Genomic DNA, 20,496 nt, shown 5'->3' with positions numbered 1-20,496 from the left:
ACTGCAAACCTTTCCAATGCGCGCGTCATGCTTTGAATCCGAAATTCGTGGAACGCCGTTTTCTGGGCTTTACGATTCTCGGGTTTTCTTCGAAACCGCATCCCATCGAGGCACATATGTCCGCGTCTGTTTCTCCGCTTGCTCCAAAACATTACCCAACAATGCCGGTCGTTCATGGTGTGCGCATCGCCACCGCTGCTGCCGGGATCAAGTATAAGGGGCGGACGGATGTGATGTTGATGGTGTTCGACCGACCGGCCGAAGCTGCAGGTGTCTTCACGCGTTCGCTTTGTCCCTCGGCGCCGGTGGATTTTTGCCGTCGCAATCTCGTGCACGGAAAGGCCCGTGCAGTCGTCGTCAATTCCGGTAATGCCAATGCCTTTACCGGCGTCAAGGGCCGTGAGGCGACGGAAGCAACCGCAGAAGCTGCAGCAAAGGCCGTCGGTTGCGCCACGACTGACGTGTTTCTGGCTTCAACCGGTGTGATCGGCGAGCCTCTCGATGCAAGCAAGTTCGCGCATCTGCTGGGCGATATGAACAAGGATGCCGTCGAGGATTTCTGGACGGAATCCGCCAAGGCGATCATGACCACCGATACCTATCCGAAGGTTGCGACTGAAACGGTGCTGCTCGGTCAGGTGCCGGTCACAATCAACGGTATCGCCAAGGGTGCGGGCATGATCGCGCCGGATATGGCAACGATGCTTTCCTTCGTCGTCACCGATGCACCAATCAAGGCTGATGTGTTGCAGAGCCTGCTCTCCAAGGGCGTTGGCTCGACTTTCAATGCGGTAACGGTGGATAGTGATACTTCCACGTCGGATACGCTGATGCTGTTCGCGACCGGATCAGCGGCGGAACGTGGTGCGCCTCAAATCACCGACCCTGCCGACAAGCGTCTGGGCGAATTCAAGAAGGCGCTGGGCCGTCTCCTGAAATCACTGGCGCTGCAGGTTGTGCGCGACGGTGAAGGCGCACGCAAGATGGTGGAAATCGAAGTGACAGGCGCGAAGTCTGCGGCTTCTGCCAAGAAGATCGCGCTTTCCATCGCCAATTCACCGCTGGTCAAGACGGCTGTTGCCGGTGAGGACGCCAATTGGGGCCGCGTGGTCATGGCTGTCGGCAAGGCCGGTGAACCTGCCGACCGCGATTTGCTGGCGATCTGGTTCGGCGATATTCGCGTAGCGTACCAGGGCGAGCGCGATCCGGCCTATTCGGAAGCAGCGACGTCCGCCTATATGCAGGGCGAGGATATTCGCATTCGCGTCGATCTGGGGATCGGCAAGGGTAAGGCAACCGTCTGGACCTGCGACCTTACCAAGGAATATGTCGCCATCAATGGCGACTACAGAAGTTGATTGAAGCAATGGAAAAGCCCAGCACTCCAAGTCTTGCCATCGTTCGCCAGCTCGAAGCCGTCGGCTTCCGTGCCTGGCCAGCCACGTCGGTTCATTATGACGGCACATGGGCGATACGCATGACGGCGGCGCATCCTTCCAGGCGTCTGAACTCGATCAACCCGCTCGATCCCGGCGACACGCGCGATATTCCAACGCGCGTGGAACTGGCGGCGCAACGTTTCCGCGCTTATGGCCGCGTCCCGTGCTTCAGGCTTTCGCCGCTCGCGCCGCGCGAGCTTGAGGATTATCTCGAAGGGCTTGGCTGGAAGCGTCAGGACGAGACCATCGTGATGACCGCAGATCTCGAGACGCTCGATCTGTCGGGCGTCATTGACCAGATACCGTTGAAGGATATCGGACGCTTCGTGGATGCTTCGCTTTCCATCCACGAAAGACCGGAGGATATGCGCCCCGGATTTTCCGAACTTCTTAACAGCGTTCGTCCGAACAAGGGCATGTTCGTGCTGGAGGAGGGCGGACGTGCCGTATCCAGCCTGCTTTGCGTTCAGGATGGGGTGATGGCGGGACTGTTCGATGTCGGGACCCGGCGCGATGCAAGGCGCAAGGGGCATGGGCATGCTGTTGTTGGTTCTGCGCTCAAATGGGCGGCAAAGCTCGGCGCGAAGACGGCATGGCTGCAGATCGAGGCGGACAATGTTGCCGGACTTGCGCTTTACGAGAGCTTCGGCTTTCAGGAAGCCTATCGCTATGCCTATCGGGAGAGCAACGAGAAATGACCGAGGTGAATGGACGCCGCATTCTTCTGGTCGCGGCCTGTGCGCTGGTGGATTCGGATGGCCGGGTTCTGCTGACGCAGCGCCCTGAGGGTAAACAGCTAGCCGGACTATGGGAATTTCCCGGCGGCAAGGTGGAGCCAGGTGAAACACCGGAAGAGACGCTGATCCGCGAATTGCAGGAAGAAATCGGCATCACCACGAAAGCGGCCTGCCTTGCACCGCTGACTTTTGCCAGCCACACCTATGATGACTTTCACCTGCTCATGCCCCTCTATGTCTGCCGCCGTTATGACGGCATTGCACAGGGGCTGGAAGGACAGGCACTGAAATGGGTTCGTCCGAAGGATATGCGCGACTATCCTATGCCACCAGCCGATGAACCGCTGATCCCGTTCCTGCTCGATCTTTTGTAAACTGAGTACTTTTTCCGACTGTGGAAAAGGTTGGCAATTTCTTACGATTCCGGCGGCCGGTTAATCTATGATTCACTCCGTTGAGGCATTCTCGTTCACGAGCTGCCCCGGAGTTTTGAAGCATGAGTTTTGATAACAATTATTTTAGCGCCGATCATAACGAATACACGGCCAAGTCGCTGACCAAAACCGGTCTTGGGGCCGGTCGCGGAATCCTGCGCGTTGTGCTGCTGTTCGGCTCTGCCGTTGTCGCTCTGGCTCTCATCATTGTGCCGGTTCTCAACGATCAGGCAAACAAGGTCGCAGCTCAGTCGGTGCTTCCAGACGGGATCGATCGCACCATGACGGGTTCGATCAAGCGCGATACCGGCAACCGGTCGCACGCAGCAGGCCAGACCTATACGGTGCGCAAGAGCGTGCTTCAGCCAAGCTCGCATTCCGTCTGCATTATTGAGGCAAACGGCAGCCATCACGGCGACTGTTGATTATTCCTCTTCGGCTTTTTTGAGTGCTTCGGCCAGCGATGCTTTTGCTGAGCCTGGCTTCAATGGCTTTTGCTGCGATTCATGCGGTGCCCAGCCCGATAGCCAGATTATCGAGAAAGTTGCCCGGATGCGTCCATCCGGATCGGAAAACCGTTCTGCGTAGATTTCAGCAGCACGCAGGAAAAGGCGTTTCGAAACCGGCTTTCTGGAACGGTCGCGCAGAATGTTCTGCATGCCCATCGCGCGCAGGTCGGCCATCAAGTTGAACAGCGAATCGTAGCGGACGGTAACGTTGTCGACGTCGGTTACGGGCAGGGCAAAGCCTGCACGTTGCAGGAGGCCACCCACATCACGCACGTCGGGGAACGGGAAGATGCGCGGCGAGGCACCGCCCGTCAGTTCGATTTCCGCCTGCAGGAGGCTTTCGCGCAGTTCGCCAAGCGTTCCGCCGCCGCTCAGGGCGGCCAGAAACAAACCGTCCGGCTTCAAGGCACGGGCGATCTGTACCATCGTGCCCGGCGTATCGTTCGTTGCGTGAAGTGCCATCAGGGACACGACAAGATCGGCACTGCCAGGTTTCAGCGGCAGCATTTCCTCATCACCGACAATAGCCGGGAATGGGCCTTGCAAAAAATCCTTGTCGCGTTCGATGCGGACAATCAGGTCCGCCTTGCCGGAATGTGCAATGGCGACGGCAGCAGCACCGGTATGGCTCGCGAGATCGATGGCTACCGGAAAACGCCGCTCCACGGCGTCGAGCCGATCAGTGAGATCGTCGGCAATGCGCTGCAACAGGAAATCCGCGCCAGGTTCGGCGCGCGCAAAGGCACGGCGGCGAAACGAGAGCAGGAGATCGCGATCGAAGATCGCGTTTTCATCGGTCGGCGCAGGCATGGAATCCGTCTTCTCTTTCGAGCAAGGTTCAGTACAATCGTTGCGGGGATAGATGCATTCGAACGGGGGCGAATGCAATGGCAGATGACGATAGAACGCATCAAACCTTTTTGCGCGGGGTTAGCGACAGGCCGCTGAAGCTTGCCGGCCGCACCGTTCGCTCGTCGGCGGACATATTGTTTCCGCCGACCTGTATCGGCTGCAGGACGCATGTATCCGAGCCAGGGACGCTGTGTCCAGAATGCTGGCCGGAACTGCGCTTTATAGAAAAGCCCTATTGTCCGGTGCTTGGCATACCTTTCAGTCATGATCTCGGTGAGAACTTCATGAGTGCGGAAGCGATTGCCGATCCCCCACCTTTCCGGCGTCTCCGGTCCGCAGTCCTGCATCGGGGAGCAGCGCAGCGCATGGCGGTTTCGCTCAAGTTTCATGACCGGACCGATCTTGCTCCGTGGATGGCGCGCTGGATGCAGCGCGCGGGTCGTGAACTGCTGGATGAATGCGAGGTTATTCTTCCTGTACCTCTGCACCGCTGGCGGTTCTGGCAGCGGCGTTTCAACCAGTCGGCGGAACTCGCCCGTGCCTTGGCGAAACTGGAATCGAAACCTTTTGCGCCGCAAGGCGTGAAACGTGTGCGCCGGACCGAACAGCAGATTGGGCTCGGCACCAAAGAACGAAAGCGCAATGTGGACGGCGCGTTTCGTGTGCCTCAGGAATATGAGATTCACGTTCGCGGCCGACAAGTTTTGCTGATCGATGACGTCTATACGACTGGCGCTACGGTCAAGGCGGTAACGCGAGCCCTGTTGCGCGGCGGCGCGAAAAGCGTGGATGTGCTGACTTTCAGCCGTGTTTTGCCGGATTGAAGCGGATGATGGCTACACGGGCTCGTGAAAAGCTTCGGGGCTTCCAGATGATGCTTTTGCCGCCTATATAGTGGTCAAACATTGGAGTTCATAATGATTGATGTAACGATCTACACGCGTATCGGCTGCCCTTATTGCAGCCGGGCCAAGGACCTTCTGACCCGCAAGGGTGTTGCCTATAATGAAATCGATGCAGGCGCATCGCCGGAATTGCGTGCCGAAATGCAGCAGCGTTCGGGCCGCAACACTTTCCCGCAGATTTTCGTCGGCTCCGTTCATGTCGGCGGATGCGATGATCTTTTCGCGCTGGAAGATCAGGGCAAGCTGGATGGCCTGCTCAAGACTGGCGAACTGGCCTAAAAATCTTAAGGGGGAGAAACCGATGAGCACCTTCCGCGCTGCTGCAATACAGATGCGTTCCGGCACAGATGTTGTCCGCAATATCGAGGCTCTGGAAAAATTCGTCGCGGAGGCGGCAGCGAAGGGCGCGGTTTATGTGCAATCGCCGGAAATGACCGGCGCGATGATGCGTGATCGTGCGGCCTTCAAGGCGAGCCTGCGTGACGAGGCCAACGATCTTGTTTTCAAGGCTGCTTCGGCGCTTGCCGCGAAACACGGCATCTTCCTGCATATCGGTTCAACCGCTATCGATGCCGGAGACGGCAAGATCGCCAATCGCGCCGGAATTTTCACGCCTTCAGGTGAGAAGCTCGTAACCTATGACAAGATCCATATGTTCGATGTCGATCTCGACAATGGTGAAAGCTGGCGCGAATCGGCAACCTATGAGCCGGGCAAGGAAACCATTATTGCGGAACTGCCTTTCGCAAATCTCGGCATGGCGATCTGCTATGATATCCGCTTTCCGCAATTGTTCCGCGCGCAGGCGCTCGCCGGTGCCAATGTGATTACTGGTCCGGCTGCCTTCACCAAACAGACTGGCGAGGCTCACTGGCATATCCTGCAGCGTGCGCGTGCGATTGAAAATGGCGCCTTCCTGATCTCTGCCGCGCAGGGCGGTCTGCATGAGGACGGGCGCGAAACCTATGGTCACTCGATCATCGTTTCGCCATGGGGTAAAATTCTCGCCGAAGCCGACCATGACGAACCGGCTGTCATTCTGGCCGACATCGACGTGGCGGAAAGCACGGCTGCACGTGCCAAGATACCGAACCTGAAGAATGCGCGGGAGTTCGATATTCGGACTTGCTCCGCGACGCAGAAAGAGGACGCGTAAATTCCATGATCCGCTTTTCGCTTCATTGCGATCAGGGCCATGAATTCGAGGGCTGGTTTCGCGACAATGCCGATTTCGACCGCCAGTCGGAAATGAAGCTTGTCGCTTGTCCGGTGTGCAATTCGCAATCCGTCCAGAAATCGCTGATGGCGCCAGCCGTTTCGACAAGCCGTGGCAAGGAAAAGATTGCCATGGCACTCGGCGAAACCCAGAAGCAGATATTGGACGAAATGCGGGAGTTGAGCCGCAAAGTTCGCGAGAATGCGGATTATGTGGGCGACAAATTTGCCGAGGAAGCCCGGAAGATCCACTTCGGCGAAACCGAGACACGTGGTATCTACGGCGAAGCGTCGCGCGAGGATGTGCAAACGCTGCTCGAAGACGGTGTCGACGTTCTGCCGCTGCCGGTATTCCCTGAAGACAAGAACTGATTGCCACATAGGAGACGGGGCGCATGAAACTGACGGATTCTGCGCCTTTTTTGCTGATCGCAACTGGCACTTTGCTGGGTCTCATCCTGCCGCTTGGCAAGATCGCCGCGCAGTCAGGTATCCCGCCAGCCATCTGGACATTTCTGTTCTCGGCAAGTGCCGGTATTATTCTTTTCGCCGTTCTTCTCCTGCAAGGAAAGAAAATCAGCTTTTCAGGCGGGCGGTTGCGTTATTATATCTGCACCGCGTTCATCTCCTATGCGCTGCCCAATCTCCTCATTCTTTCCGCCATTCCGCGCCTTGGCGCAGGATTTACTGGCATCATGTACACACTGTCGCCGGTCATCACGCTTGTTCTGTCGATGGGGTTTGGGCTGCGGCGTCCCAATGCGCTCGGGATCGCCGGTATAGCGGCGGGCTTCATCGGAGCGGTGATGGTGGCGATGACGCGTGGCGAAGTAGGGAAGCCTGCCGATCCATTGTGGATCGCTGCGGCATTGCTCATTCCGGTGTTTCTGGCCATAGGGAATGTCTATCGCACACTGGACTGGCCGAAAAATTCCGATCCGACCGAGCTTGCTGCGGGAAGTCATCTGGCGTCGGCACTGATGCTTTTGGTCGGAATATTTGTCTTCACCGGTCGGTTTCCGATTGAAACTCTTGCATTCGCACCATGGGCTGCGCTGGCCCAGTCGATCGCATCGGCAGGCATGTTCGCCCTGTTCTTCCGGTTACAGGCGGTTGGGGGCCCGGTCTATCTCAGCCAGATCGGCTATGTCGCGGCGGCACTGGGGCTTATTTCGGGAACACTGTTTCTCGGCGAACACTATCCGCCGCTGACCTGGATCGGGGCGCTGGTCATCTGCGCAGGCGTTGCCATGACAACGCGCGCGCAGAGAGGCTGAGTATAAGATTGATCAGGCGGGCCGTTCGGCAAGCACCATGTAGTTCACATCAGTGTCGCGGGAGCGGCTCCAGCTATCGGCCAGCGGATTGTAGGTCACGCCCAGCTTGTCGATGAGGCGCAGGCCGCCTTTCGCAAGCGCCGATTCGAGTTCTTCCGGGCGAACCAGCTTTTCATATTGATGCGTGCCGCGCGGCAGCCAGCGCAAGACGTATTCCGCGCCGATGATCGCCAGACCGTAAGCCTTCAGCGTCCGGTTGATGGTGGCGACGAACATCAGTCCGCCGGGCCTTACCATTTCGCTCGTTGCCGACATGAACAGGTCGACATCGGCGACGTGCTCGACCACTTCCATATTGAGCACCACGTCGAATTTTTCACCCGCTTCTGCCAGCGCTTCTGCGGTGGTGGCACGGTAGTCGATCTCGACGCCGCTTTGTGCGGCGTGGATTTTTGCCACTTCGATATTGGTCGTGGAGGCGTCCGCGCCAACTACGGTTGCTCCAAGACGTGCCATTGGCTCGCAGAGAAGCCCACCGCCGCAGCCAATATCAAGCAGGCGCAAGCCCTCGAAGGGGCGCGATGCGTTCGGATCGCGGTTGAACCTGGCGCAGATTTTTTCCTTGATATAGGCAAGCCGTGTCGGATTGAATTTATGCAACGGGCGGAACTTGCCCTGTGGATTCCACCATTCCGCAGCGATGCGCGAAAAATGCTCGATTTCCGAAGCGTCGATGGTGGTACGGGCAGTCTCGGTCATTTCATTCTCCAGCGGCGGAAGCGTGCGGTTCTGCTCTCAAGGTAGTACTCCAAAGTCAAGGAACAAATCAATTTTGCTCTCAAGTGGCCCGATACAAATCGCGGCCTTGCGGAAGCGCGGCATTTTAGCTATGTGACCCCGGGTTTGCCTGTCGCAACAATATAATGTTTGGGCAGGTGAGAGTGAAATTTTTCTAAACAGCGGGACGTAACCTTAAATGGCGCGCATCGTGATGAAATTCGGCGGCACTTCGGTAGCTGATCTGGAACGCATCTATAATGTGGCGCGCCACGTCAAACGCGAGGTCGAGGCGGGCAATCAGGTTGCCGTCGTCGTTTCGGCCATGTCCGGCAAGACCAATGAACTGGTCGGCTGGGTGCAGAACATGCCGAAAGTCTGCGGCGCAAGCTCGCCTTTCTACGATGCCCGTGAATATGACACCATCGTCGCTTCCGGCGAACAGGTGACGAGCGGCCTTCTGGCGATCGCTCTTCAGTCCATCGGCGTCGATGCGCGTTCGTGGCAGGGCTGGCAAATCCCGATCAAGACTGACAACGCCCATGGTGCGGCCCGCATTCAGGACATTGACGGCTCGGAAATCATCCGCCGCATGGAAATGGGGCAGGTTGCCGTCGTTGCCGGTTTCCAGGGCATCGGACCAGACAACCGCGTTGCAACGCTCGGGCGCGGCGGTTCGGACACGTCGGCTGTCGCCATTGCCGCCGGTGTGAAGGCTGATCGCTGCGATATCTATACGGATGTCGATGGCGTCTATACCACTGACCCGCGCCTGGAGCCGAAGGCGAAGCGTCTTTCGAAGATTTCCTTCGAGGAAATGCTGGAAATGGCATCACTTGGTGCCAAGGTTCTGCAGGTGCGTTCGGTGGAACTTGCCATGGTGCACAAGGTGCGCACTTTCGTGCGCTCGAGCTTTACGGACCCAGATGCGCCGGGCATGGGTGATCCGATCAACCCGCCCGGAACCCTTATTTGCGACGAGGATGAAATCGTGGAACAGCAGGTCGTCACAGGTATCGCCTTTGCGAAGGATGAAGCTCAGATCTCGCTGCGACGCGTGGCCGACAGGCCGGGCGTTTCGGCAGCAATTTTCGGGCCGCTCGCCGAAGAGCACATCAATGTCGACATGATCGTGCAGAACGTGTCGGAAGACGGCTCCAAGACCGACATGACCTTCACCATTCCGACCGGCGACGTCGACAAGTCGCTGAAGGTGCTGGACAAGGTCAAGGGTGAAATCGGCTTCGACAACATCCAGTCCGAAACGGGTCTCGCCAAGATTTCGGTCATCGGCATCGGCATGCGCAGCCATGCTGGCGTTGCCGCTACCGCCTTCAAGGCGCTGGCCGAAAAGGGCATCAACATCCGCGCCATCACGACGTCTGAAATCAAGATTTCGATCCTGATCGACGGTCCTTACGCGGAATTGGCCGTGCGCACGTTGCATGCCGTCTATGGCCTCGACAAGTAATCAGCCGGTTCACATTCCATTTTGAAACATAGTTGTACACCGGGCCGCGTATCCGAAAGGGTGCGCGGCTCCGCAACATTTTGCGAGGCGCGACTATTTGTTCTGGACGCGCGTGTCAAAAATGCTCACAAAGGGATTGGCGTAACGCTTCGCGGGCAGGTATTGGGAATCAGCTGGCGAAAGCGCGTCAGCAACCTGAAAGGAGCCCCCGACGATCATGCGTGAGCTGACAACCGGTCCCCGCGTACTGCTCAAGCGGTTGCGCGAATTGATGGCGGAGCCGCTGGAACCGCAGGCGCGCCTTGACCGGATCGTTCGTGAAATCGCCCAGAACATGGTCGCGGAAGTCTGCTCCTTCTACATATTGCGCGCCGACGGCGTTCTCGAACTTTACGCGACCGAAGGCCTCAATCCGCAGGCTGTTCACCTTGCCCAGCTTCGCCTCGGTCAGGGCCTGGTCGGTACGATTGCGGCAAGTGCCCGTCCTCTCAATCTGACGGATGCGCAAAGCCATCCGGCCTTCGCCTATCTGCCGGAAACGGGTGAAGAAGCCTACAATTCCTTCCTTGGCGTTCCCGTCTTGCGCGCTGGCCGTACTTTGGGCGTTCTTGTCGTCCAGAACAAGACCAAGCGGGCTTATCGGGAAGACGAGGTTGAAGCACTTGAAACCACCGCCATGGTCCTTGCCGAAATCATCGCAACCGGCGACGGTCTGCGTCTGGCCCGTCCGGGCATAGAGCTTGATCTCGGCCGCCCGATGAGCGTGACAGGACATGCTTTCAACGACGGTATTGGTCTTGGCCATGTGGTTCTGCATGAACCGCGCATCGTCGTCACCAATCTTTTCAACGAGGACAGTCAGGCGGAACTCAACCGGCTCGACGAAGCGCTGGGCAGCCTGCGTATCTCCATCGATGACATGCTGTCGCGCCGCGATGTGGCGGCGGAAGGTGAGCATCGCGAAGTGCTCGAAGCTTATCGCATGTTTGCTCATGACCGCGGTTGGGTGCGCCGTCTGGAAGAGGCTATTCACAACGGTCTGACTGCAGAAGCGGCGGTCGAGAAGGTGCAGAGCGACACACGCGCGCGCATGGTGCACCTGACCGATCCCTATATGCGCGAACGCCTGTCGGATTTTGATGATCTGGCGAATCGCCTTCTGCGCCAGCTCATGGGGCGCGACATCAAGACCATCGCCGAATCGCTGGTCAAGGATGCGATCATCGTTGCCCGCTCCATGGGAGCTGCCGAACTTCTGGATTATCCGCGCGAACGCTTGCGCGGTGTCGTTCTGGAGGACGGCGCCGCCACAAGCCACGTTGTGATCGTTGCCCGTGCCATGGGCATTCCGGTGGTTGGTCAGGCCAAGGGTATTGTATCCATGGCCGAAAACAACGATGCGGCCATCGTCGACGGCGATGAAGGCATCATGCATCTGCGTCCGCAGTCCGATCTGGAGACGGCTTATGCCGAAAAGGTTCGTTTCCGGGCGCGGCGTCAGGCTCATTACCGCGAGCTGCGCGACAAGCCGTCCGTCACGAAGGACGGTGTCGATATCTCGCTTCTGATGAATGCCGGTCTTCTTGTCGACCTACCGCAGTTGTCGGCCTCCGGCGCAGCGGGGATCGGCCTGTTTCGTACCGAACTTCAGTTCATGGTCGCCTCGACATTTCCGCGTGCCGAACAGCAGGAACGCCTCTATCGCTCGGTTATCGAGGCTGCAGGCGACAAGCCGGTGACTTTCCGGACGCTGGACATCGGCGGAGACAAGGTTCTCCCTTATTTCAGTTCGACCGTGCAGGAAGAAAATCCGGCACTCGGCTGGCGCGCTATCCGCCTGACGCTCGACCGTCCGGGATTGCTGCGCACCCAGCTACGAGCACTTTTGAAGGCGGCGGGCGGACGCGAATTGAAAATCCTGCTGCCGATGATCACGGAAGTCAGCGAGGTGAAGGCCGCGCGCGAGATCATCGACCGTGAAGTCCGTCATTTGTCGCGGTTCGCCCATCAGCTGCCCATGTGCCTGAAACTGGGCGCGATGATCGAGGTGCCGTCGCTTCTTTGGCAGCTTGAGGAACTGATGTCGCTCGTCGATTTCATCTCCGTCGGTTCGAATGATCTTTTCCAGTTCCTGATGGCGACCGATCGCGGCAACTCGCTGATGTCTGGTCGCTTCGACCAGCTTTCGCCTGCCTTCCTGCGCGCTTTGCGCTTCATTGTGGAGACGGGCAATCGTCACGGCAAGTCGGTCACCCTGTGCGGTGAAATGGCCAGCAGGCCGCTTCCTGCCATGGCGCTGGTGGGTATCGGCTTCCGCTCGATCTCGATGTCGGCGGCGGCAATCGGGCCCGTCAAGGCCATGCTCGATGCGCTGGACGCAGGCAAGCTCACGGCCTTGCTGGCGGAGGAGCTGGACAAGCCGAACAGTGCGCATTCGCTGCGCGAACTGCTGATGAAATTTGCCGAAGACAACGATATTCCGTTATAGCGAAGCAGATTGATCTGAGGGGACGGTCGCGGTGCAGGACTGCGCGGCGTCTCGTTTTGTATTCTTGCACGCCGCTGACAATTTTTAGGACATGACATGATCGCATTGCCGCAGGACCGGATGGACCAGCTCTTGAAGCGGTTCTCGATGATCGAAAGCCAGATGGCCAACAATCCGGATTCGGAAACCTATGTGAAGCTCGCATCGGAATATTCCGAGCTTCAGGAGGTGGTTGGCAAGATTCGCGAATTGACGGACGCCCGCAAGGAAGCAATCGATCTGGCGGCCATGCGGGACGATGCAACCAACGATGCCGAGATGCGCGCATTGGTGCAGGAAGAGTTGCCGGAAGTCGAAAAGCGTATCGATGGACTGGAACAGGAAGTGCAGATCCTGCTCTTGCCGAAGGATGCTGCCGACGAAAAGAATGCCATTCTCGAAATTCGCGCCGGTACCGGTGGTCTTGAGGCGGCTTTGTTCGCCGGTGACCTGTTCCGCATGTATGAGCGTTATGCCGGTGAAAAGGGCTGGCGGGTCGAGCTGGTCTCGGCCAGCGAAGGCGATGCCGGTGGCTACAAGGAAATTATCGCCACAGTTTCCGGCAAGGGCGTGTTCTCCAAACTCAAATTCGAATCGGGCGTGCATCGTGTGCAGCGTGTGCCCGAAACAGAAGCTGGCGGGCGCATTCATACGTCGGCTGCAACCGTCGCGGTTCTGCCTGAAGCGGAGGATATCGATATCGAAATCCGCAACGAGGATATCCGCATCGATACCATGCGCGCATCGGGCGCAGGCGGCCAGCACGTCAATACGACCGATTCGGCCGTACGCATTACCCATATTCCGACCGGCATCATGGTCGTTCAGGCAGAAAAATCCCAGCACCAGAACCGCGCCCGCGCCATGCAGATTTTGCGCGCACGCCTCTACGACATGGAGCGCCAGAAGGCGGATACCGAACGTTCGGAATCGCGGCGCAGCCAGGTTGGTTCCGGTGATCGCTCCGAGCGTATCCGCACTTATAATTTCCCGCAGGGGCGCGTCACCGATCACCGTATCAATCTGACGCTCTACAAACTCGACAGGGTTATGGAAGGTGAGCTGGATGAACTGGTGGATGCGCTGATTTCCGATCACCAGACCGCGCTTCTGACGGAACTGGGCCATTAGAGCGCGTTTCGATCTGATTGAATCAGATCGGCGCTCTAGATACTTGTTTTGAACCGCGCATCTTTTCCGAAAACCGTTTCACACTTTTCGGGATGCGCTCTAAGGGTGAGCGAGATGCGCCTTGACCATCTGATGGCCGATGCACGGGCAAGGCTTCGTGCGGCGGGGCTGGAGACGCCAGACCTCGATGCGCGCTTGCTGGTCGAATGGGCGACAGGCAAGACGCGGCTCGATTTGATTTCCGCACCTGAACAACCGATAGAGCCTGCCGTGATCGAACGCCTCTCCGCTGCGTTGGATCGGCGCGTAAAGGGTGAGCCGGTTCACCGGATCATGGGTGCCCGCGATTTTTTCGGCCTGCCTTTCCGGCTTTCCGCCGATACGCTCGAACCGCGTCCCGATACGGAAGTGCTGGTGGAGCTGGTCATTCCGGCATTGGATGCGCTCGCGGCAAAGACGAGCACGCTTGAACTGCTCGATATGGGAACGGGAACGGGCGCTATCATCATCTCGCTTCTGCACCACTTCGAGCGCGCGCACGGCATCGGTCTCGATGTGGCAGAGGGAGCGCTTGCAATGGCGCGAATCAATGCAACTGCCAATGGGGTGGGCGACCGCTTTGCAGCACTCAGAAGCGACTGGTTCGAAAATGTGTGCGGGCGGTTTCATCTCATCGTCTCAAACCCGCCCTATATCCCGCATGAAGACATTGCGGGATTGTCGCGGGAAGTTCGCGAGCACGATCCGCTTGCAGCACTGGATGGCGGCGCTGACGGGCTGAATTTTTACAGAGCCCTTGCGCTGAAGGCAGTAGATCACCTATATAAGGAAGGAATGGTTGCCGTTGAAATTGGCGCCGGACAATTCCAGGATGTTGAGGCGCTGTTCGAAAGCGCAGGTTTTTCTCTCGCGGGACAGGCGAGTGATCTTGGTGGCCACAGAAGGGCCATGCTTTTCGCGCACAAATCGAATATGCAATTTTGATGCGGCGAACCGCTAAAAAACACTTGGAATTTGCGGCGAAGCCGTTTAGTTTCCGGCCACCGTATACAGCCAGAATGGTTTTGCCCGCTGATGGGCGGTGGCGGAAATGCTCCATGACGATTTTTGGTCATGCTCCCCGGAGGGTTCTTTGGGGATGGCTTGTGCGGAAGTACACGACTTTCAAGCATAATCTCGAAGAGCAAGCTTTTCGGAATGGTTATGCATTAATGCAACCGCGGAGTTTCGGTGACCTACAGAGGTACCTAACTCAGGAGCAGTCGATTTGTGGGAAGTTTTTAGGGCGTACTTCCTCCATGGCTCGATAGCGTGAAACCGGCAGCTTTTTTGGCTGGGAGTTTCTACGCCCTTTAATCTGAAAAGAGATGAATATGAGGCCAGCACAGCAGAACAGGCGCATGCGCGGACGGGGCAATAACAATAATAACAATAATAATAACAACAACCGCAAGGGCCCCAATCCTCTGTCGCGCAATTACGAAAGCAATGGCCCGGATGTGAAGATCCGTGGCAATGCGCAACATATTGCAGAAAAATACTCGGCACTTGCGCGAGACGCACAGGCATCTGGTGATCGCGTGATAGCGGAAAACTATCTTCAGCACGCTGAACATTACAATCGCATCATCATGGCTGCCATGGCGCAGAATCCGGTGCCGTTCCAGCGCGAGGAAACTTTCGACGATGATGGTGCGGATGATGAGGAAGCAGGCTTCACACCTGCCGTCGCACAGCAGCCTGTCAACGGTTCCGGCCCGCAGCCGGTTATCGAAGGGACGCCTGCCGAGGTTGTCTACGGTGAAGATGGTGGCGAGCCGGTAAAGTCCGGTGAAGGTCGTCAGCAGCCGCGCGAACGCGACAATCGTGATCGTCGCCTTGGTCGCGGTCGCCGTCCGCAGCGTGAGCGTTTCAACGCCGACGAACGTTCCGACGAACAGCCGCAGGAAACGCAGGCTCAGCCGGTGGCTGAAGAGGTTCCTGCTCCGGCTGAGGTTGTTGCCGAGCAGGCAGCACCGGTGGCCGTTGAAGCCGCTCCCGTCGCCGATGCTGCATCTGGCGAGGAAGCCGCACCACGCCGCGCCACGCGCCGTCCGGGCCGTCCGCGCCGCGCTGCCAAGGATAGCGGTGATGAGACGCCGGCATCGGAACCTGCGAATTCCGACGCGTAACTTCGTATCTTCGTAACGACTTCAAAATGGCGCGGTTTCCGCGCCATTTTTATTTGGTTTTGCAAGCGCATGTGACCCTTGCCGAAGCCCGGTGATGGTCCCATATGCTGTACTGGAAAAGGAGCCTGCCCATTGTGGGGGCTTCGTCACCATACATCTTCTGGCGCCGCATGACGGGCTGGAAGGCAAAGGAGACATTATGAACATTGAAAAATATACGGAACGCGTTCGCGGTTTCATTCAGTCCGCGCAGACTTTTGCGCTTTCATCCGGCAATCAGCAATTCACACCGGAACACGTGTTGAAAGTTCTGGTCGATGACGACGAAGGACTAGCCACGTCTTTAATCGAACGCGCAGGCGGACGGATTGCCGATCTGCGTATCGGCTTGCAGAACGCGCTCGAAAAACTGCCCAAAGTATCGGGCGGTAACGACCAGCTTTATCTTTCGCAGCCGCTTGCCAAGGTTTTCTCGCTTGCCGAGGAGCTTGCCAGCAAGGCAGGTGACAGCTTCGTCACCGTCGAGCGCCTTCTAACGGCGCTGGCGATGGAAAAATCTGCAAAGACGTCTGAAATTCTTTCCGCTGCCGGTGTGACCCCGACGGCACTGAACAAGGTCATCAACGATATGCGTAAGGGCCGTACCGCCGATTCGGCGTCCGCTGAAAGCAATTATGATGCGTTGAAGAAATATGCCCGCGATCTGACCGAGGATGCGCGTGCAGGCAAACTCGACCCCGTGATCGGCCGCGACGAGGAAATCCGCCGCACGATTCAGGTCCTGTCGCGCCGCACCAAGAACAATCCGGTTCTGATCGGCGAGCCGGGCGTCGGCAAGACCGCAATCGCGGAAGGTCTGGCGCTTCGCATCGTCAATGGCGACGTGCCTGAATCCTTGAAGGACAAGCAGTTGATGGCGCTCGACATGGGCGCGTTGATTGCCGGTGCCAAATATCGCGGCGAGTTCGAAGAGCGTCTGAAAGCGGTACTTTCCGAAGTGCAGACGGCTGCCGGCCAGATCATCCTCTTCATCGATGAAATGCACACGCTTGTCGGTGCAGGCAAGTCCGATGGCGCGATGGATGCTTCGAACCTGTTGAAGCCGGCCCTTGCACGTGGCGAACTGCACTGCGTTGGCGCGACGACGCTGGAGGAATACCGCAAATATGTCGAGAAGGACGCAGCGCTTGCCCGTCGTTTTCAGCCGGTATTTGTCGATGAACCGACCGTCGAGGATACGATTTCGATCCTGCGCGGTCTGAAGGAAAAATACGAGCAGCATCACAAGGTGCGCGTTTCGGATTCGGCTCTGGTTGCTGCGGCAACCCTGTCGAATCGCTACATCACCGACCGCTTCCTGCCGGACAAGGCGATTGATCTTGTCGATGAGGCCGCATCGCGCCTGCGCATGCAGGTGGATTCCAAGCCGGAAGAACTCGACGAAATCGATCGTCGCGTGATGCAGCTCAAAATCGAGCGTGAAGCGCTGAAGGTTGAAACCGATACGGCTTCAAGGGATCGTCTGCAGCGTCTTGAAAAAGAACTGACCGATCTGGAAGAAGAATCGGCGGAATTGACCTCGAAGTGGCAGGCTGAAAAGCAGAAGCTTGGACTTGCCGCCGATCTCAAGCGCCAGCTCGAAGAGGCGCGCAATGCTCTCGCCATCGCACAGCGTAGCGGTGAATTCCAGAAGGCGGGCGAACTTGCCTATGGCAAGATTCCGCAGCTTGAAAAGCAGCTTGTCGAAGCGGAAAGCCAGGAAAACAAGGGTTCTCTACTCGAGGAAACCGTTACACCTGACCACGTGGCGCAGATCATTTCGCGGTGGACCGGTATTCCGGTCGACCGGATGCTGGAAGGCGAGCGTGAGAAGCTGTTGCGTATGGAAGACGAACTTGCAAAGCGGGTCGTCGGACAGGGCGAGGCGGTTCAGGCCATCTCGAAAGCCGTTCGCCGTGCACGTGCCGGGCTTCAGGACCCCAACCGGCCTATCGGCTCGTTTATCTTCCTGGGCCCCACCGGCGTCGGCAAGACGGAACTGACCAAGGCGCTGGCTTCGTTCCTGTTCCAGGACGACACGGCCATGGTTCGTATCGATATGTCGGAGTTCATGGAAAAGCATTCCGTGAGCCGGCTGATCGGCGCACCTCCCGGCTATGTCGGCTACGAAGAAGGCGGTGTTCTGACGGAAGCTGTGCGGCGCAGGCCCTATCAGGTGATCCTATTCGACGAGATCGAGAAGGCGCATCCCGATGTGTTCAACGTGCTGTTGCAGGTACTGGATGACGGACGCCTGACCGACGGGCAGGGTCGTACGGTTGATTTCCGTAATACGGTCATCATCATGACCTCGAATCTCGGTGCTGAATATCTCGTCAATCTTGGCGAGAAGGATGATGTGGAGTCGGTTCGTGATGAAGTGATGGGCGTGGTGCGTGCTGCGTTCCGTCCGGAATTCCTGAACCGTGTCGATGAAATCATCCTGTTCCACCGGCTGCGCCGCGAGGACATGGGTGTGATTGTCGATATCCAGATGCAGCGGCTCCAGATGCTCTTGAGCGATCGCAAGATTGCGTTGCAGCTTGAAGAAGATGCACGCGAGTGGCTGGCCAACAAGGGCTACGACCCTGCCTATGGCGCACGTCCGTTGAAGCGTGTCATTCAGAAGGAAGTTCAAGATCCGCTCGCCGAGCGTATTCTTCTGGGCGATATTCTGGATGGCTCCATCGTCAAGATTAGTGCTGGTTCGGACAGGCTCAACTTCCGTCCGATTCGCGGTGCGCTTGAGGGTGAAGGTCAGAAGGTCGACGAGAACGCCTGAACGTTCAAGAGTTGAAGCCATCAGGCGTCGCAACCGGATAGGTTGCGGCGCCTTTTTCATACTGATCCTGATAGTTTTTCCGGGTTTCCTCCGATGTCGGCCATTTTCATGTCCAGTTCATCTGGCATCTGCTGTTATCAGCTAATCAGTTATTAACCATATTCGCGGCATCCATGATCTCTCGATCACCCAGGGCATTCTTCATGGCGCATTACATACGCATGCTTCATTTCGCTTTGTTTGCTTCTGTTGCGGCAACCGCCGTTGACGGTAGTGCACGCGCAGAGGAAGGCGGTTCTGCAACAGCTACCGAACGCCCCGTGCAGCTTGCGCAGCTTTATGATCCGGGTGAAGAAATCTATCATGATCGACGGGTGCGGGTCTTTATCGACCAACAGGGTCGCCGCGTTACCATGGATCGTCGCGGGCGTATTCTCAGTGTCGAGGACGCCAATAATTATGACCCGAACGCTTATGATCGTCGGGTTCGCCGCGCACCGCAGCCCGACGACAACTGGACGCTCGATGGTCCGGTCGGTGGTGGCGCGCCCTATGACGGCTTTGGCAATGTGCCCGAAGATCCGAACTATTACCCGGATGCGCCGGCGGCACCGCAATATGGCGGTAACCGGGATGGACAAGTGCAGCGGTCGGAGCTGCCTCCGGCAGGCGATCAATATCCCGACAATACCAACACGAGCTCAGCGAGTGCGAATCCCGGTTATGATGGCCAACAGGATTATGGCCAGCCCGGTAACGAACAGCCGGGTTATGAGCAGCCGAGGGGTGTTCCCAATCCGGACGACATGGCTCCGGCCATCGAAATGCCAAAGGGGCAAGGCGCCAAGGCAAAGATCGCAGCCTATCAGATACTTCTCGACCGCGCCGGTGCATCGCCAGGCGTCATCGACGGTCGTTCGGGAAGCAATGTCGACAAGGCGGCTGCTGCCTATGGCGAGTTGACCGGAAAGTCGATCAACCCGATAGACGAATCGGCCGTCAATGCCGAGCTTGAAGCTACAGGCGGCCCGGCCTTCTCGGAATATACCATCACCAACGAGGATGTCGGGCGGCAATATCTTGCCTCTATTCCGGAGGATTACGCCCATAAGGCGGAGCTCCCGGCGATGGCCTATACTTCGATCACCGAAATGCTGGGCGAGAAATTTCATATAGACGAGACCTATCTGAAAGAGATCAATCCCGGTGTGAACTTCAACCAGCCCGGCTCGATTGTGAAGATTCCGAATCTCGGCAAGCCTGTCAGGACCAAAGTCGCCCGCATCATTGCAGATAAGGGGCGCAAGCAGGTTCGCGGCTATGACGAAACCGGCAAGCTGGTCGTCGCCTATCCCTCGACCATCGGCTCGTCGGACAATCCGTCGCCATCCGGCATCGTTCAGGTCGAGCGCATCGCGATCAATCCGAATTACACCTATAATCCGAAGATCAACTTCAAGCAGGGTAATAATGACAAGGTGCTGACTATTCCGCCAGGGCCGAATGGTCCGGTTGGTACTGTCTGGATTGCGCTTTCCAAGCCGACCTACGGCATTCACGGCACGCCTGAACCGTCGAGAATCGGCAAGACGTCGAGCCACGGTTGTGTGCGATTAACCAATTGGGACGCGGAAGAGCTGGCAAAGCTGGTGAAGGCTGGCGTTACGGTCGAGTTCACCGAGTAAGTCTGACAACATTCTTTAAGTAAAAGGCCGGGAGTTTTTCGCCCGGCCTTTTCTTTATCAGCTCTTGGTCGATCCGTTCGAGGCAAGCTTGGTGCCGTTTTCATCGCTGTTCAAAAGCGTGTCGATGCGGTCTCGTTCCTGTTTGAAGGCTTCGAGTTCCTTGCCGGAAAGTGCCTTGTTGTCCGGAAGGCGGATGCGTAGAGGATCGACTTTGGTGCCGTTCACGATCAGCTCGTAGTGAAGATGAGGACCGGTCGACAGGCCCGTCGATCCAACATAGCCGATCACCTGTCCCTGTCTTACGCGTGCACCGGCCGTAACACCACGGGCGATTGCGTTCTGGTGATTGTAGCTGCTCACATAACCATTGGCGTGGCGAAGCAAGGTCTGGTTGCCATAACCGTTGGTCCATCCGGCTTTTTCCACCACGCCATTACCGGACGCGATGATCGGCGTGCCGCGCGGTGCTGCCCAGTCCACGCCGGTATGCATGCGGCTATAGCCGAGGATCGGATGACGGCGCATGCCGAATGGCGAGCGGAAGA

At 57.7% G+C, this 20,496-nt stretch carries 19 protein-coding genes (1 of these 19 running past the window's edge); 16 read left to right on the top strand and 3 right to left on the bottom strand.

What is annotated here, in order from left to right:
- Positions 1–116: 116 nt before the first annotated feature.
- From argJ to CQZ93_RS12335, 4 genes are all read left to right on the top strand, one after another.
- The gene (gene argJ, locus CQZ93_RS12350) at positions 117–1,358 is read left to right on the top strand and encodes a bifunctional glutamate N-acetyltransferase/amino-acid acetyltransferase ArgJ (protein WP_105543297.1); all 1,242 of its coding nucleotides are present in this window, start codon (positions 117–119) and stop codon (positions 1,356–1,358) included.
- An 8-nt stretch (positions 1,359–1,366) separates the two neighbouring features.
- Positions 1,367–2,137, top strand: a complete 771-nt coding sequence (locus CQZ93_RS12345; protein WP_105543298.1) for a GNAT family N-acetyltransferase — start codon at positions 1,367–1,369, stop codon at positions 2,135–2,137.
- Complete coding sequence (gene mutT / locus CQZ93_RS12340) at positions 2,134–2,550, top strand: 8-oxo-dGTP diphosphatase MutT (RefSeq protein WP_105542805.1); 417 nt, start codon at positions 2,134–2,136, stop codon at positions 2,548–2,550. Before CQZ93_RS12345 ends, mutT begins: the two co-directional genes overlap by 4 nt.
- A 122-nt stretch (positions 2,551–2,672) precedes the next feature.
- A complete protein-coding gene (locus CQZ93_RS12335; RefSeq protein ID WP_105542804.1) occupies positions 2,673–3,035 on the top strand; it encodes an LptF/LptG permease family protein in 363 nt (120 codons plus the stop codon).
- Here the strand turns inward: CQZ93_RS12335 and CQZ93_RS12330 are convergent, their stop codons facing one another.
- On the bottom strand, positions 3,036–3,929 hold the full coding sequence (locus CQZ93_RS12330) for a methyltransferase domain-containing protein (RefSeq protein ID WP_105542803.1): 894 nt from the start codon (positions 3,927–3,929) through the stop codon (positions 3,036–3,038).
- Positions 3,930–4,006: 77 nt separating this feature from the next.
- Here CQZ93_RS12330 and CQZ93_RS12325 point away from each other — a divergent pair, with 77 nt between their 5' ends.
- The 5 genes from CQZ93_RS12325 (at position 4,007) to CQZ93_RS12305 (ending at position 7,368) form a co-directional block, all read left to right on the top strand.
- Positions 4,007–4,795 (top strand): ComF family protein, encoded by a 789-nt coding sequence (locus tag CQZ93_RS12325; RefSeq protein WP_105542802.1) that lies wholly within the window; start codon positions 4,007–4,009, stop codon positions 4,793–4,795.
- 93 nt (positions 4,796–4,888) lie between these two features.
- Positions 4,889–5,155: a glutaredoxin 3 gene (gene grxC / locus CQZ93_RS12320; RefSeq protein ID WP_105542801.1), complete on the top strand. Its 267-nt coding sequence runs from the start codon at positions 4,889–4,891 to the stop codon at positions 5,153–5,155.
- Positions 5,156–5,177: 22 nt separating this feature from the next.
- The gene (locus tag CQZ93_RS12315) at positions 5,178–6,032 is read left to right on the top strand and encodes a carbon-nitrogen hydrolase family protein (RefSeq protein WP_105542800.1); all 855 of its coding nucleotides are present in this window, start codon (positions 5,178–5,180) and stop codon (positions 6,030–6,032) included.
- Positions 6,033–6,037: 5 nt separating this feature from the next.
- Positions 6,038–6,463, top strand: coding sequence for a DUF1178 family protein (locus CQZ93_RS12310; protein ID WP_105542799.1), 426 nt, complete (start codon positions 6,038–6,040; stop codon positions 6,461–6,463).
- Positions 6,464–6,486: 23 nt separating this feature from the next.
- Entirely contained in the window at positions 6,487–7,368 is an 882-nt protein-coding gene (locus CQZ93_RS12305; RefSeq protein ID WP_105542798.1) for a DMT family transporter, read from the top strand.
- Positions 7,369–7,380: 12 nt separating this feature from the next.
- On the opposite strand, the gene ubiG is transcribed toward CQZ93_RS12305, so the two are convergent.
- Complete coding sequence (gene ubiG, locus CQZ93_RS12300; protein WP_105542797.1) at positions 7,381–8,127, bottom strand: bifunctional 2-polyprenyl-6-hydroxyphenol methylase/3-demethylubiquinol 3-O-methyltransferase UbiG; 747 nt, start codon at positions 8,125–8,127, stop codon at positions 7,381–7,383.
- A gap of 217 nt (positions 8,128–8,344) precedes the next feature.
- Between ubiG and CQZ93_RS12295 the strand changes: the two genes are divergently transcribed.
- From CQZ93_RS12295 to CQZ93_RS12260, 7 genes are all read left to right on the top strand, one after another.
- On the top strand, positions 8,345–9,616 hold the full coding sequence (locus CQZ93_RS12295) for an aspartate kinase (protein WP_105542796.1): 1,272 nt from the start codon (positions 8,345–8,347) through the stop codon (positions 9,614–9,616).
- A 217-nt stretch (positions 9,617–9,833) separates the two neighbouring features.
- Complete coding sequence (gene ptsP / locus CQZ93_RS12290) at positions 9,834–12,104, top strand: phosphoenolpyruvate--protein phosphotransferase (RefSeq protein ID WP_105542795.1); 2,271 nt, start codon at positions 9,834–9,836, stop codon at positions 12,102–12,104.
- A gap of 96 nt (positions 12,105–12,200) precedes the next feature.
- Positions 12,201–13,274, top strand: coding sequence for a peptide chain release factor 1 (gene prfA / locus CQZ93_RS12285; RefSeq protein WP_105542794.1), 1,074 nt, complete (start codon positions 12,201–12,203; stop codon positions 13,272–13,274).
- A gap of 114 nt (positions 13,275–13,388) precedes the next feature.
- A complete protein-coding gene (gene prmC / locus CQZ93_RS12280) occupies positions 13,389–14,258 on the top strand; it encodes a peptide chain release factor N(5)-glutamine methyltransferase (RefSeq protein WP_286153483.1) in 870 nt (289 codons plus the stop codon).
- 389 nt (positions 14,259–14,647) lie between these two features.
- A complete protein-coding gene (locus CQZ93_RS12270; RefSeq protein ID WP_105542793.1) occupies positions 14,648–15,445 on the top strand; it encodes a DUF4167 domain-containing protein in 798 nt (265 codons plus the stop codon).
- Between the two features lie 199 nt (positions 15,446–15,644).
- Positions 15,645–18,266, top strand: a complete 2,622-nt coding sequence (gene clpB / locus CQZ93_RS12265) for an ATP-dependent chaperone ClpB (protein ID WP_105543295.1) — start codon at positions 15,645–15,647, stop codon at positions 18,264–18,266.
- A 203-nt stretch (positions 18,267–18,469) separates the two neighbouring features.
- Positions 18,470–19,951 carry a L,D-transpeptidase gene (locus CQZ93_RS12260; RefSeq protein WP_105542792.1) on the top strand — a complete coding sequence of 494 codons (1,482 nt, stop codon included), beginning with the start codon at positions 18,470–18,472 and terminating at the stop codon, positions 19,949–19,951.
- A 57-nt stretch (positions 19,952–20,008) separates the two neighbouring features.
- On the opposite strand, the gene CQZ93_RS12255 is transcribed toward CQZ93_RS12260, so the two are convergent.
- Positions 20,009–20,496 carry the 3' end of a M23 family metallopeptidase gene (locus CQZ93_RS12255; protein WP_105542791.1) on the bottom strand. 1,468 nt of this gene lie beyond the right edge of the window, so only the last 488 of its 1,956 coding nucleotides appear in the window; its start codon lies beyond the right edge, outside the window; it ends in the stop codon at positions 20,009–20,011.

The organism is Ochrobactrum vermis (genome assembly GCF_002975205.1).
GTDB classification, from domain to species: domain Bacteria; phylum Pseudomonadota; class Alphaproteobacteria; order Rhizobiales; family Rhizobiaceae; genus Brucella; species Brucella vermis.
Note: the sequence above shows the minus strand (reverse complement) of the source record. Positions and strands in the feature narration are given on the sequence as shown.